Raw genomic sequence first — 13,178 nt, 5'->3', positions numbered from 1 at the left:
CGTGCCGGTGTCCTTCTCAGTCCTGGGCGGGCCGGTCGAGCCACTCCCGGATCGACGCGTCGTGCTGGCCCAGCGTCGGGGGAGCCGCGTGGGTGGAGCGGCCGCCGGAGAAGGGGTTGTCGTCGAAGCGGATCGGCGAGCCGGGCAGGTCAAGCCTGCCCTGGGTGGCGTGCTCGACCTCGAGCAGCAGCCCCTGCGAGCGCGTCTGCTCCCAGGCGTAGACGTCGTCGAGGGTGCGCACCTTGCCCGAGGGGACGCCCGCCCCGGCCAGCAGCCCGAGCCAGTGCTCGGCCGGGTCGGTGGCGAAGTGCGCCTCGAGCAGCGCCACGAGCTCGTCGCGGTGCTGCACGCGCAGCGGGTTGGTCGCGAAGCGCGGGTCGGTCGCGTCGAGCTCGAGGGCGGTGCACAGCGCACGCCACAGGTTCTCGGAGCCGCAGGCGATCTGGATCGGTGCGGTGCCGGTCTCGAAGAGGCCGTACGGCGCGATCGCCGGGTGGTGGTCGCCCGCCAGCCCGGGCACCTCGCCGGCCACGGTCCACCGCGTGCCCTGGAAGGCGTGCACGCCGACCATGCCGGCCAGCAGCGAGGTGCGGACGACCCGGCCCCGCCCGGTAGTCGCCCGCTCGTGCAGGGCGGCGAGCACCCCGAACGCGCCGTTCATCCCAGCCAGCAGGTCCGCGATCGGCACGCCCACCTTGGTCGGTTTCTCGGTGCCGGTGAGCGACATCAGGCCACCCTCGCCCTGCGCGATCTGGTCGTAGCCGGCGCGCGTGGCCTCCGGGCCGTCGTGGCCGAAGCCGGTGATGGACAGGACGACCAGGCCCGGGTTGAGCTCGTGCAGCCGCGAGACCGGGAAGCCGAGCCGGTCCAGGACACCCACCCGGAAGTTCTCCATCAGCACGTCGGCGCGCTCCACCAGCCGGGCGAGGACGTCGCGGTCGGCCTCGGACTTCAGGTCGAGGACCAGCGACTCCTTGTTGCGGTTGGCCGAGAGGAAGTACGTCGACTCCCGCTCCTCCTCCGACCCGATGAACGGCGGCCCCCAGCCGCGGGTGTCGTCGCCGGCGGGCGACTCGACCTTGATCACGCGGGCGCCCATGTCGCCGAGCATCATCGCGGCGTGCGGCCCGGCCAGCGCGCGGGTCAGGTCGAGGACGAGCAGGTCGGAGAGCGGTCCGTCGGTCATGCGGAAACTCAACCATCCGTCCGGGTGGGCGGGAATGGCAGGTCTCGACAGCCTCGGGCCCGGCCTGACGGCGAGTGTCGGTGCCGGATGGTTGAGTTGCCCACATGAGCTCGCCGACGACGTACCACCTCGTGCGACCGCACGTCGCGGCCGTCGTCCCGTCGCTCGACGAGCACCAGCAGCAGGTCGTCGACCACCCCGGGGGGCCGCTGCTCGTGCTGGCCGGCCCCGGCACCGGCAAGACCACCACCCTCGTCGAGGCGATCGTCCGGCGTGTGGACGACGGCGCACGCCCCGACCAGGTGCTGGCGCTGACCTTCTCGCGCAAGGCGGCCGAGCAGCTGCGCGACCGGGTGACCGCGCGGCTGGGCCGCACGATGGGCACCAACCTCAGCTCCACCTTCCACTCCTTCGCCTACGCCCTGATCCGGCGCTACGCCCCCGCGGAGCTCTACGAGGCGCCGCTGCGGCTGCTGAGCGCTCCGGAGCAGGACGTCGTGCTCCGCGAGCTGCTCTCCGACCACCCGGAGTCGGTCACCTGGCCGGACCAGCTCGGGGGCGCCCTAGGCACGCGCGGCTTCGCCAAGGAAGTGCACGCGGTGCTCTCCCGGGCCCGGGAGAAGGGGCTCGACGGCCCGGCGCTGCGCGCGCTCGGCGAGGCAGAGGGGCTGCCCGAGCTCGTGGCCGCCGGGCTGTTCCTCGACCAGTACCTCACGAACCTCGACAGCCAGGGCGCGATCGACTACGCCGACCTGATCCGCCGGGCCACGATCGAGGCCGAGGCGCACCGCGACGAGATCCGGGCCGGCCTGCGCCACGTCTTCGTCGACGAGTACCAGGACACCGACCCCGGCCAGGTGGCCCTGCTGCGCGCGCTGGCCGGCGACGGCCGGGACCTGACCGTGGTGGGCGACCCGCACCAGTCGATCTACGGGTTCCGCGGCGCCGAGGTCCGCGGCATCCTCGACTTCCCGACCGACTTCCCCCAGGCCGACGGCACCCCTGCCGACGTGGTGGCGCTGCGCACCACCCGCCGGTTCGGCTCCCACATCCTGCTGGCCTCGCAGCGGGTCGCCCACCGGCTCGCCCTGCCGGGCAGCATCCCCGCCGAGGCCCGGGCCGCGTTCCTGCAGCCCGAGGCCGCAGCCGGCCCGCTCGGCGAGGGCAGGGTCCACGTCCGCACCTTCGACACCGAGCGCGCCGAGGCCGAGCACCTCGCCGACCTGCTGCGCCGTGCCCACCTCGAGGACGGCATCCGCTGGGACGACATGGCGGTGCTGGTCCGCTCCGGCCGCGCGTCGATCCCGCCCCTGCGACGCGCCCTCGGCGCCGCCGGTGTGCCGGTCGAGGTCGCCAGCGACGAGGTCCCCCTGGTCCGCGACCCGGCGGTGCTGCCGGTGCTCGACGCGCTGCGGGCGGTCGTCAACCTCGACAACGACGAGGTCGACCACGTCGACCACATCGACCCGAGCCGGGCCGAGGCCCTCCTGCTCAGCCCGCTCGGCGGCCTCGACGCGGGCGACCTGCGCCGGCTGGCCCGCCGGCTGCGCACCCGGGAGAAGGCCGTCAGCCGCGACGAGGGCCGCCCGCCGCGCCCGTCGCGCGAGCTGGTGCGCCGGGCCGTGGTCGAGGCGGGCTTCCTCGACGGGCTCAGCCACGACGGGCTCGAGGGTCCGGAGGTCGTGCGGGCCCGGGCCCTGGTCCAGCTGCTGCTCGACGCCCGGGAGGAGCTCGCCGGCGGCGCGTCGGCGGAGGAGCTCCTCTGGACGCTGTGGTCGCGCACCGGCTGGCCCCAGCGGTTGCGCCGCTCGGTCGACCTGGGGGGCGCCGCTGCGCGGCGGGCGCACCGCGACCTCGACTCCGTCTGCGCGCTGTTCGACCTCGCCGCCCGCGCCGAGGAGCGCCGCGACCACGTCGGTGTCCGCGCCTTCCTCGCCACGCTGGTGGCCCAGCAGATCCCGGCCGACACGCTCGCCGAGCAGGGTGCCCGCGGTGCGGCGGTGCGGCTGCTGACCGCCCACCGCGCCAAGGGCCTGGAGTGGCGCCTGGTCGTCGTTGCCCACGTCCAGCAGGACGGCTGGCCCGACCTGCGGCGGCGCTCGACGCTGCTGCAGGCCGACCGGATCGGCGAGACCGGGATCGTGCCGCCGGTCTCGAGCCGGGCCCTGCTCATGGAGGAGCGCCGGCTGTTCTACGTCGCCTGCACGCGCGCCCGTCAGCGGCTTGTCGTCACGGCGGTGGCCTCGGCCGACGACGAGGGCGAGCAGCCGTCCCGGTTCCTCGAGGAGCTGGGGGTCCACGTGGAGCGGGTGGTCGGACGCCCGACCCGGCCGCTGTCGATGGCCGGCATCGTCGCCGAGCTGCGACGCACCGTCGCCGACCCGGAGTCCGGCGAGGCGCTGCGGGAGGCCGCCGCGCGCCGCTTGGCCCGGCTCGCCGCCGAGTCCGTGGGCCACCGCGCCCTGGTCCCGAGCGCCGACCCGTCCACCTGGTGGGGCACCCGTGCGGCGAGCAGGTCGGTGCAGCCGGTGCGCGACCCCGACCAACCGGTGCCCGTCTCCGCCAGCGTGCTGGAGTCGCTGATGGTCTGTCCAACCCAGTGGTTCCTCGAGCGCGAGGCCGGGGGAGTCTCGCGGGCCCACCAGTCGGCCAACCTCGGCGAGATGGTGCACGCGCTCGCCCAACGGGTCGCGACGGGCGACCTGACGGCCGGGCCCGACGACGTCGACCTGCTGATGTCCCACGTCGACGAGGTCTGGGACCGGCTCGACTTCCGCACGCCGTGGTCGAAGGCCCGTGAGCACGAGCGGGTCCGGGCCGCGCTCGCCCGCTTCCTGCAGTGGCACCACGCGAACCGGCGCACCCTGATCGGCACCGAGACGCCGTTCGAGACCGTCGTCGAGCTGCCCGACGGCGAGCAGGTGAAGGTCACCGGCTACGCCGACCGGCTCGAGGTCGACGCCGACGGCAGGGTCGTGGTGGTCGACCTGAAGACCGGGCGGCGCGCGCCGAGCGGGAAGTCGGTCGAGGGCCACGTGCAGCTCGGCCTCTACCAGTTCGCCGTCGACCACGGCGCCGTCGACCGGCTCACCGACGGGCCCGCGCAGGCGGGCGGGGCCGAGCTGGTCCAGCTCGGCATCATCGACGGCGGCCCCGACGCCGTGGTGCAGCGCCAGCCCGTCCAGGAGGAGGCGGGGCCGCAGCGCGAGGCGCTGCGCGGCCAGCTCGCGCACACGGCCGGCCTGCTGCGCGCCGAGACGTTCCCCGCGGTGGCCGGCCAGCACTGCCGCGACTGCTCGTTCGTCCCCATCTGCCCGATCAAGAGCGCCGGAGCGGTGACCGCCCAATGACCTCCAGCCCCACCCCCGGACCGCTGACACCCCTGGTGATCGCCGGCCCCGAGGACCTCGCCCGGGTCATGAAGACGCCGTACGCCCCCAGCGACCAGCAGTGGGCGGCGATCTCCGCGCCGCTCTCACCGGCGGTGGTGATCGCCGGGGCGGGCTCGGGCAAGACGACGCTGATGGCGGCCCGGGTGGTCTACCTCGTGGTGACTGGGCAGGTCCGTCCCGACGAGGTGCTGGGCCTGACCTTCACGACCAAGGCGGCCAGCGAGCTGCGCCAGCGGATCCGCGCCGCGCTGCGCACCGCCGGTGCCCTCGAGCCGGTCGCGGGGGAGGACGGCGAGGAGGACGTCCTCGAGCCGACGGTCGCGACCTACAACGCGTACGCCGCCGGGCTGCTCACCGACCACGGACTGCGGATCGGCCACGAGCCCGACACCCGCGTCATCACCGATGCCGCCCGCTACCAGCTCGGCGCGCGGGTGGTCGACCGCTACACCGGCGAGGTCCGGCACCTGACCGACCACCCGGAGACCGCGATCCAGAACCTCCTCGCCCTCGACAGCGCGATGAGCGAGCACCTCGTGCACCCCGACCGGGTGCGTGCCGTCGACGCGGAGGCGCGCGCGCAGTTCCAGCGCGCCCTCGAGGAGGAGGTCGCGGGCAAGAACCGCACCACCTACCGCGAGCCCTGCGAGAAGGCCGTCTCGGCCGTCGACCGGCGGGCCGAGCTGCTGGGACTCGTCGAGGCCTACCGCCGGCTCAAGGGCGACCTCGGGCTGATGGACTTCTCCGACCAGATCGAGCTGGGCGCCCGGCTGGCCAGCGAGCAGCCCGAGGTCGGGGCGCTCGAGCGGTCGAGGTTCAAGGTCGTGCTGCTCGACGAGTACCAGGACACCTCGGTCGCGCAGGCGGTCATGCTGTCGCGGCTCTTCTCCGGGCCCGACGTCGCCGGGGGCCGCGGCCACGCCGTCACGGCGGTGGGTGACCCCAACCAGGCGATCTACGGCTGGCGCGGCGCCTCGGTGTCCAACATCCTCAACTTCCCCGACACCTTCCCGGCCGCCTCGGGCACCGTTCCCGTCCACCCGCTCACCGTCAACCGCCGCTCGGACGCGCGCATCCTCGATGTCGCCAACCGGTTGGCCACCCCGCTGCTGGAGCGCTACGCCCAGGTCGAGCCCCTGGTCCCCAAGCCGGACGCCGACCAGGGCACCGTCACGACCCGGGTGTTCGAGACCCACGCCGACGAGCTGGCCTGGCTCGCGGAGGCGGTCCGGGAGGCGCACGACGGCGACTGGTCGAAGATCGGCGTCCTCACCCGCGACAACGCGCACGCCGAGGACGTCTTCGACGCGCTCACCGGCGCCGGCATCCCCGTCGAGATCGTCGGCCTGTCCGGGCTCCTGCGACTGCCCGAGGTGGCCGAGATCGTCGCGGTCCTGCACCTGCTCCACGACGTGACGGCCAACGCCGCGCTGCTCACGCTGCTGACCGGCCCGCGGTGGGCGATCGGCCCCCGCGACCTGCGTCTGCTCAGCCGCCGGGCCCTCGAGATCGCCGGCCGGCAGGGCCGCGGGACGCAGCACGCCTCGGTCACCGACCACCTGCTCGAGATCGCGGACGGGATCGACCCCGCCGAGATCCCGTCCCTCGACGACGCACTGGCCGACCCGGGCGACGCGCCGTACTCTCCCGAGGCGCTGGAGCGCTTCGCGCTGCTCGCGGCCGAGCTGCGCACGCTGCGCGGCTACGTCGGCGAGCCGCTGCTCGACATCGTCCGCCGGATCATCGACACCACCGGCACCGACGTCGAGCTCGCCTCCGCGGTCAGCCCCGCGGCCGCCGCCCGGCGCGACAACCTCGACCTGTTCGTCAAGGCGGTGGCGGACTTCCAGGCGGTCGACGGCGACGTCACGCTGCCGGCGCTGCTGGCCTACCTCACCGCCGAGGACGACCAGGGCAACGGCCTCGACGTCGCCACCCCGACCGAGGCCGACTCGGTCAAGCTGCTGACCGTGCACCGGTCCAAGGGGCTGGAGTGGGACTCGGTGTTCCTCGTGGGGGTCTGCGAGACGCGGTTCCCCTCGAACCGTTCCCGCACCCTGTGGACGTCCGCGCCCTCGATCCTGCCGGCGCCGCTGCGTGGCGACGCCCACGACCTGCCGCAGCTGTCCGGCTGGGACAAGGCGGCGCTGGACGCCTACCGATCTGCCACCCGCGCCCACGACGCCGAGGAGGAGCTGCGGCTCGGCTACGTCGCCTTCACGCGCGCCGCGCACCGGCTCTCGGTCACGTCCTACCTGTGGAGCCCGCGGGCGACGCCGTTCGGGCCCTCCGACTACCAGCGGGTGGTCCGCGAGCAGCTGGAGGAGTGGGGCGAGCCGGTCACCGACTGGCTGGACCGGCCACAGAAGGGCGACCCCAATCCCTACGCCGCGGTCGACCCCTCGAAGCCGTGGCCGGCCACGGGGACGGGCGTCGAGGCGGCGCTGCGCCTCGAGGCGGCCCGACGCGTGCGGGCGGCCGACCCGGCCGGGCCGGACCCCGAGCTCGACATGATCGAGGCCGCCCGGGTCGCCGACTGGGACCTCGAGATCGACCGGCTGCTCGCCGAGGCCCGCCGCGACCGCAGCTCCGAGATCGCGGTCACCCTGCCGAGCAGCCTCTCGGCCACCGCCGTCGCCCGGCTGCGCGACGACCCCGACACCTTCGCCCGCGAGCTGGCCCGGCCGATGCCCAGGCCCCCGTCCTCCGCGGCCCGCTTCGGCACCCGCTTCCACGCCTGGGTGGAGGCGCGGTTCGGCCAGCAGGACCTCTTCGACTACGACGACCTGCCGGGTCGGGCCGACGCCGGGATCGACGACGACACCGACCTCAAGGAGCTGATCTCGACCTTCGAGGCCGGTCCGTTCGCCACCCGCACGCCCCACCGGGTGGAGGCGCCGTTCGCGCTCGTGCTCGCCGGCCAGGTGGTGCGCGGCCGGATCGACGCGGTCTACGCCGACCGCGCGCCCGACGGCGAGACCGACTACCTCGTGGTCGACTGGAAGACCAACCGCACCGCCACCGCCGACCCGCTCCAGCTCGCCCTCTACCGGCTCGCGTGGGCAGAGCTCCACGACGTGCCCCTCGAGCGCGTGCGGGCCGCGTTCTACTACGTCCGCAGCGGTGAGGTCGTCGAGCCCACCGGGCTGCCGGGCCGCGACGGGCTGGAGCGGCTGCTCAGCCTGGGCTGACGACGACGCTGCGGCTCGAGCTGAGGATTGACCCGGAGCCCCTCCGGGTGGACCGTGGACGGAGACACGGACGTCCGCGCCGCTCGTCCGTGCCCGGCATGGAGGCAGTCATGTGGTGGATCGTCGCTCTCGTCGTCCTGGTCGCCCTGCTCGGCACCGCCTGGTGGCTCGACCGCCAGCGCAAGGGCACCTTCTCCGATCCCACCCGCCACCACCGGGACACCCCCGAGTCGAAGTCCTTCAACCGGTACGACTCCGGTGGCGGCCTGGGCATCGGCGGTGGCGACGGCGGTGGGGGCGGTGGCCCCTGAGCTGCTCAGCCTCGCGCACTGATGACCGCGGTGACGATGAGCCACACGAAGTAGAGCGGCATCGCCCACACGAAGCAGAAGGACAGCAGGAGCCACCAGCGGGGGAGCAGCCAGACCGGCTTCCCGGGTCGTGCGGCCCGCGCGGACGACATCCTCCCGCCGAACTGCGGGCTGTACAGCCCGTACACGTCGGGCAGGAACGGCGCCCACGGGTCGCGGGTGCGGACCGCCAGCCAGACCAGGCCGAACGGTGTCCTGGGCCAGGTGCGGCGCTCGTGCTCAGCGCGCCGGGACCAGGTCCCGGTCCCGGGGCCGGCGGCCGCGACCGGCTCGCGGGGCAGGAGCAGGGCGGCGGTGTCGGGGTCGGAGACCAGCTCGGGCCGGGCGCGCGCCCACCCACGCAGGACGTCGACCACCTGGACCCAGGAGCGGGAGTCGGTCAGCTCGATCCAGCCTGCGGGGCCCCGCAGCTCGAGGCGTGCGTGCAGCCGGCGGGTGCTGACGCCGCGCACGGTCGGGTCGCCGGGTCCGGACGGCTTCCAGGTGGTGTTGAGCGCGGGCCGGTGGACCAGCGCGGTCGCGTCCGCGAGCGTGACCCGGGAGCGGACCTCGCCGCCGCTCTCCTGCCGGCACTCGTCGGCCGTCAGGACCGTGGCCGACGGCGGTGAGAACAGGGACCTCACCAGGGCGACCAGCGCGACGCCCAGCAGCAGGGCGAGCACGCTGAGCACCAGGAAGAGCACCGCCGTGACCGCCGGTGAGGTGGCCGCGCCGTCGACGCTGAAGCTGCCCTCGGCGAGGGCGCCGAGCAGCGCCACGACCAGGCCCGCCTCGATGAAGCCGCACGCGGCGAGCGGCAGCAGCAGCCACAGGGGGCTGGTGCGCAGCGTGACCGACCCGGGCGCGGCCGCGCGGCTCATGCCGCGAAGGCGGCGGTGAGGGCGATCTCCACCATGGCGCCGAAGCTCCGCTCCCGTTCCCCGGCGCTCGTCTCCTCGCCGGTGACGATGTGGTCCGACACGGTGTTGACGACCAGGGCCCGGGCATCGTGCTGCGCCGCCAGCGTGTAGAGCGCACTCGCCTCCATGTCGATCGCGAGGACGCCGTACTCGACCATCCGCGCGGTCAGGTCCGGGCGCGGGCTGTAGAACGAGTCGCCCGCGAAGACCAGCCCGACGTGCACGCCCGGCCGCTCGCCGGCCGGCAGGGCGACGGCGGCGTCGTACGCCGCGCGCAGCAGGCCGAAGTCGGCGACCGGGGCGTAGTCCAGGCCCTCGAAGCGGATCCGGTTCATCGACGAGTCCGTGCAGGCGCCCGAGGCCAGCACGACGTCGCGCACGGCGAGCTTCTCGCTCAGCGCGCCGCAGGAGCCGACCCGCACGAGCGTCGTGACGTCGTACTCGCGCAGCAGCTCGTTGACGTAGATCGCCAGCGAGGGCTGGCCCATCCCCGACCCCTGGACGGAGACCCGGTGCCCGCGCCAGGTGCCGGTGTAGCCGTACATCCCGCGCACCTCCGAGTAGCACGAGGCGTCCTCGAGGAAGGTCTGCGCGATCCACCGGGCCCGGAGCGGATCCCCGGGCATCAGGACGACGGGTGCGATCTCTCCCGGTCGGGCGCCGATGTGGGTGCTCATGGCACCGAAGAGTAGGACTAGCCTCGCAGTCGTGAGCTTCCCGCACCTTCAGCTGGCCGCGAACCCCCACGACCGCACCGGCGTCCACCGGTCCGACGACGCCTGGCTCGACGAGCGCTGGTCCGACCCGCGCAGCCGGGTCCTCGTCGTCGCGGGCACGCGCGTCCGTCCCGTCGGCGGCGCCCTGGAGTGGCTGCCGACGCACGAGGCGCCGGCCGGGCTGCGGGTGCTGCTGGGGGAGCAGGACGGCACGACGTACTTCGCGGTGGTCGTGGACCCCGCAGGGGCGCCGGGGGAGAAGGCCGAGTGGCTCGGCCTGCGCGAGGTGCTGCCGCACCTGGCCACCGAGGGTGTGGACGAGGCGCCGCTGGTCTTCCACGCGATCGGGCTGGCGGAGTGGTTGTACGCGACCCGCTTCTGCCCCCGGTGCGGCGGCTCGCTCGAGCCGCGCGCCGCGGGCCACGAGCTGGTCTGCACCTCCTGCGGAAAGACCCAGTTCCCGCGCACCGACCCGGCGGTGATCATGGTCGTCACCTCCGGAGAGCCCGGCTCGGAGCACGAGCGGTGCCTGCTGGGTCGCCAGTCGGTCTGGCCGGCAGGGCGCTACTCGACGCTGGCGGGCTTCTGCGAGCCGGGCGAGACCCTCGAGGACGCCGTACGCCGCGAGGTGGCCGAGGAGGTCGGTGTCCGGGTCGGCGAAGTGACCTACTTCGGCAACCAGCCGTGGCCGCTGCCGGCGAGCCTGATGCTCGGCTTCGTGGCGCGCGCCGAGACCACCGAGATCGAGGTCGACGACCACGAGATCGAGGACGCGCGGTGGTTCACCCGCGCCGAGATGAAGGCCGGCGCCGAGTCCGGCGAGCTGGTGCTGCCCGGCGGGGTCTCGATCTCACGCTCGTTGGTCGAGCACTGGTACGGCGGCCCCCTCGCCGGCCACTGGTAGGCCCGGACGTGCGACGACCCGCCCGAGTCGTGCTCGGACGGGTCGGCAGGGTCGGGCTCAGACGGCGAGCGCGCTCAGCTTCTCCTTGACCTGGGCCAGCGACGGGTTCGTCACGGCCGAGCCGTCGGCGAACACCAGCGTCGGCACGGTCTGGTTGCCGTTGTTGGCGGCCTCGACGATCGCCGCAGCCTCGGGCTGCTGCTCGATGTCGACCACGTCGTAGGTGATGCCCTCACGGTCGAGCTGGCTCTTCAGGCGGTGGCAGTAGCCGCACCAGGGCGTCGTGTACATCGTGAAGGAACCGCTCATCGGGAAGTGTCGCCTCCGGCGTCTAGGGTTTCGGGGTACGCAAGGTCAACCACAGCGCAGGAGGAGTTGTTCCCCATGCCCACCCCCGAAAACCTGCTCGAGGCGCTCGACCCCGAGCAGCGCCGGGTGGCCGAGGCCCTGCGCGGACCGGTGCGGGTCCTGGCCGGTGCCGGGACGGGCAAGACCCGAGCGATCACCCACCGGATCGCGCACGGTGTCGCCACGGGCGTCTACGCGCCCACCGAGGTCCTCGCCGTGACCTTCACGACCCGTGCCGCCGGTGAGATGCGCCAGCGCCTCCGGGTGCTCGGCGCCGGCGGGGTGCAGGCCCGGACCTTCCACTCCGCGGCGCTGCGCCAGCTGCGCTACTTCTGGCCGCACGTGCACGGCACCGAGCTCCCGACGCTGATCGAGTCCAAGATCGGCCTGCTCGCCACCGCGGCCCGGCGCCAGCGGCTCGCGGCCGACCAGGCGCTGCTGCGCGACCTCGCCTCCGAGATCGAGTGGGCCAAGGTCAGCAACGTCCACCCCGACGACTACGCCAAGGTCGCCACGGCGCGGGGACGCTCGGTCACCGGCCACGACGCCGACACGGTGGGCCGCGTCTTCGGCGCCTACGAGGACGTCAAGCGCGGCCAGGGGCGGATGGACATGGAGGACGTGCTGCTCCTCACCGCCGGGATGCTGGCCGAGGACGAGCGGGTGGCCGCGCAGGTGCGCCGGCAGTACAAGTGGTTCGTCGTCGACGAGTTCCAGGACGTCTCGCCCCTGCAGTCGGCGCTGCTCGAGCTGTGGCTCGGCGGCCGCGACGAGCTCTGCGTGGTCGGCGACCCCGCCCAGACGATCTACTCCTTCGCGGGCGCCAACGCCTCCTACCTGCGCGACTTCCCCGCGAAGTTCCCCGGCACCACCTCGATCGAGCTGGTCCGCAACTACCGCTCGACGCCCGAGGTCGTGGGTGCCGCCAACACCCTCTTGGCGGGATCCTCCAGCCGTGGCGTCGAGCTGCGCGCGCAGCGGCCCGCCGGCCCGGCCGTGACCTACACCGCCCAGCCCGACGAGGTGGCCGAGGCCGACGCCGTGGCCACCTCCATCGCCCGGCTGCGCGACCAGGGCCGCAGCCTCGGCGAGGTCGCGGTGCTCTTCCGCATCAACGCCCAGTCGGAGGCCTACGAGGAGGCGCTCTCGAGCCGCGGCATCCCCTACGTCGTCCGCGGCGCCGCCCGCTTCTTCGACCGGCCCGAGGTGCGCGAGGCCGTCACCCGGCTGCGTGGTGCCGCCCGCTCCGGCGAGGGCGACGAGTTCCTCGAGACCGTGCACGGCACGCTCGCCGGCATGGGCTGGACCAACCAGGCCCCGACGACGCGCGGCCAGACGCGTGACCGCTGGGAGTCCTGGCAGGCGCTGGTCGACCAGGCGACGGAGTTCGCGCAGACCCCCGGCGCGACGCTCGGCGACTTCGTCGACGACCTCGACCGCCGCGCCTCCGAGCAGCACGCGCCGGTGGCCGACGGGGTCACCCTCGCGACGTTCCACGCCGCCAAGGGCCTGGAGTGGGACTCGGTGTTCCTCGTCGGCCTCCAGGACGGCACCCTGCCGATCACCTACGCCGACACCCCGGCCGCGGTCGAGGAGGAGCGCCGGCTGCTCTACGTCGGCATGACCCGCGCGCGGATCGACCTGGCCCTGTCCTGGGCGCAGGCGCGCAACCCCGGCGGCCGGGCCTCCCGCAAGCCCTCGCGCTTCCTGACCCCGCTGCTGCCCGAGGAGACGCCCGCCGAGCGCTCGCCCGCCCGCAACCGCAAGGTGGCCGGCTGCCGGGAGTGCGGTCGACCGCTCTCGACCGGGGCCGAGAAGAAGCGGGGCAGGTGCGAGGACTGCCCCGCCTCCTACGACGAGGAGCTGTTCGAGAGGTTGCGCGAGTGGCGCAAGGAGCGGGCCGGTACGGAGAGCGTGCCCGCGTTCGTGGTCTTCACCGATGCGACGCTGCAGCTGATAGCGGAGCACCGGCCGACGACTCCGGAGGGGCTGCTGCGCATCAGTGGTATAGGCCGGTCCAAGCTCGAGAGGTACGGCGAGGACGTGCTCACGCTGCTCCGCTGAGCAGATCCGGAACTTTTTCGAGAAATACCCACAAAATCGTTTGCCCATTACATGGGTCACGCGATAGTTTTCCGACTACGCAAATCCGGCGCACCACGGCCCTGACA

General features: G+C 73.9%; 9 protein-coding genes. 5 read left to right on the top strand and 4 right to left on the bottom strand.

Features of this window, described 5'->3' with window-relative positions; all coding sequences use genetic code 11:
• Positions 1 to 16 precede the first annotated feature (16 nt).
• Complete coding sequence (locus ACFO9I_RS06225) at positions 17 to 1,186, bottom strand: CaiB/BaiF CoA transferase family protein (RefSeq protein ID WP_379178875.1); 1,170 nt, start codon at positions 1,184 to 1,186, stop codon at positions 17 to 19.
• Between the two features lie 104 nt (positions 1,187 to 1,290).
• Here ACFO9I_RS06225 and ACFO9I_RS06220 point away from each other — a divergent pair, with 104 nt between their 5' ends.
• The 3 genes from ACFO9I_RS06220 (at position 1,291) to ACFO9I_RS06210 (ending at position 8,080) form a co-directional block, all read left to right on the top strand.
• Positions 1,291 to 4,536 carry an ATP-dependent helicase gene (locus ACFO9I_RS06220; RefSeq protein WP_379178873.1) on the top strand — a complete coding sequence of 1,082 codons (3,246 nt, stop codon included), beginning with the start codon at positions 1,291 to 1,293 and terminating at the stop codon, positions 4,534 to 4,536.
• A complete protein-coding gene (locus ACFO9I_RS06215; RefSeq protein ID WP_379178871.1) occupies positions 4,533 to 7,769 on the top strand; it encodes an ATP-dependent helicase in 3,237 nt (1,078 codons plus the stop codon). Before ACFO9I_RS06220 ends, ACFO9I_RS06215 begins: the two co-directional genes overlap by 4 nt.
• Positions 7,770 to 7,867: 98 nt before the next feature.
• Positions 7,868 to 8,080, top strand: coding sequence for a hypothetical protein (locus ACFO9I_RS06210; RefSeq protein WP_379178869.1), 213 nt, complete (start codon positions 7,868 to 7,870; stop codon positions 8,078 to 8,080).
• A 5-nt stretch (positions 8,081 to 8,085) separates the two neighbouring features.
• On the opposite strand, the gene ACFO9I_RS06205 is transcribed toward ACFO9I_RS06210, so the two are convergent.
• Both ACFO9I_RS06205 and deoD read right to left on the bottom strand, forming a co-directional pair.
• Positions 8,086 to 9,000, bottom strand: a complete 915-nt coding sequence (locus ACFO9I_RS06205) for a hypothetical protein (RefSeq protein ID WP_379178867.1) — start codon at positions 8,998 to 9,000, stop codon at positions 8,086 to 8,088.
• Positions 8,997 to 9,716, bottom strand: coding sequence for a purine-nucleoside phosphorylase (gene deoD / locus ACFO9I_RS06200; protein ID WP_379178865.1), 720 nt, complete (start codon positions 9,714 to 9,716; stop codon positions 8,997 to 8,999). Before deoD ends, ACFO9I_RS06205 begins: the two co-directional genes overlap by 4 nt.
• A 31-nt stretch (positions 9,717 to 9,747) precedes the next feature.
• Here deoD and nudC point away from each other — a divergent pair, with 31 nt between their 5' ends.
• Positions 9,748 to 10,659, top strand: a complete 912-nt coding sequence (gene nudC / locus ACFO9I_RS06195; RefSeq protein WP_379178863.1) for an NAD(+) diphosphatase — start codon at positions 9,748 to 9,750, stop codon at positions 10,657 to 10,659.
• Positions 10,660 to 10,716: 57 nt separating this feature from the next.
• Here the strand turns inward: nudC and ACFO9I_RS06190 are convergent, their stop codons facing one another.
• A complete protein-coding gene (locus tag ACFO9I_RS06190; RefSeq protein ID WP_379178861.1) occupies positions 10,717 to 10,968 on the bottom strand; it encodes a mycoredoxin in 252 nt (83 codons plus the stop codon).
• Positions 10,969 to 11,043: 75 nt separating this feature from the next.
• Here ACFO9I_RS06190 and ACFO9I_RS06185 point away from each other — a divergent pair, with 75 nt between their 5' ends.
• A complete protein-coding gene (locus ACFO9I_RS06185) occupies positions 11,044 to 13,071 on the top strand; it encodes an ATP-dependent DNA helicase UvrD2 (RefSeq protein ID WP_379178859.1) in 2,028 nt (675 codons plus the stop codon).
• The last annotated feature ends 107 nt before the right edge of the window (positions 13,072 to 13,178 follow it).

The sequence above is a fragment of the Nocardioides sp. GCM10023255 genome (assembly GCF_042653125.1).
Classification (GTDB): domain Bacteria; phylum Actinomycetota; class Actinomycetes; order Propionibacteriales; family Nocardioidaceae; genus Nocardioides.
The sequence above is the reverse complement of the archived record's forward strand: the minus strand, read 5'-3'. Positions and strand labels throughout refer to the sequence as shown.

Coding starts and splice junctions, on each gene's coding strand:
- ACFO9I_RS06225 (WP_379178875.1), bottom strand. CDS start 1,186: ATGACCGACGGACCGCTCTCCGACCTGCTCGTCCTCGACCTGACCCGC.
- ACFO9I_RS06215 (WP_379178871.1), top strand. CDS start 4,533: ATGACCTCCAGCCCCACCCCCGGACCGCTGACACCCCTGGTGATCGCC.
- deoD (WP_379178865.1), bottom strand. CDS start 9,716: ATGAGCACCCACATCGGCGCCCGACCGGGAGAGATCGCACCCGTCGTC.
- ACFO9I_RS06205 (WP_379178867.1), bottom strand. CDS start 9,000: ATGAGCCGCGCGGCCGCGCCCGGGTCGGTCACGCTGCGCACCAGCCCC.
- ACFO9I_RS06190 (WP_379178861.1), bottom strand. CDS start 10,968: ATGAGCGGTTCCTTCACGATGTACACGACGCCCTGGTGCGGCTACTGC.
- ACFO9I_RS06185 (WP_379178859.1), top strand. CDS start 11,044: ATGCCCACCCCCGAAAACCTGCTCGAGGCGCTCGACCCCGAGCAGCGC.
- ACFO9I_RS06220 (WP_379178873.1), top strand. CDS start 1,291: ATGAGCTCGCCGACGACGTACCACCTCGTGCGACCGCACGTCGCGGCC.
- ACFO9I_RS06210 (WP_379178869.1), top strand. CDS start 7,868: ATGGAGGCAGTCATGTGGTGGATCGTCGCTCTCGTCGTCCTGGTCGCC.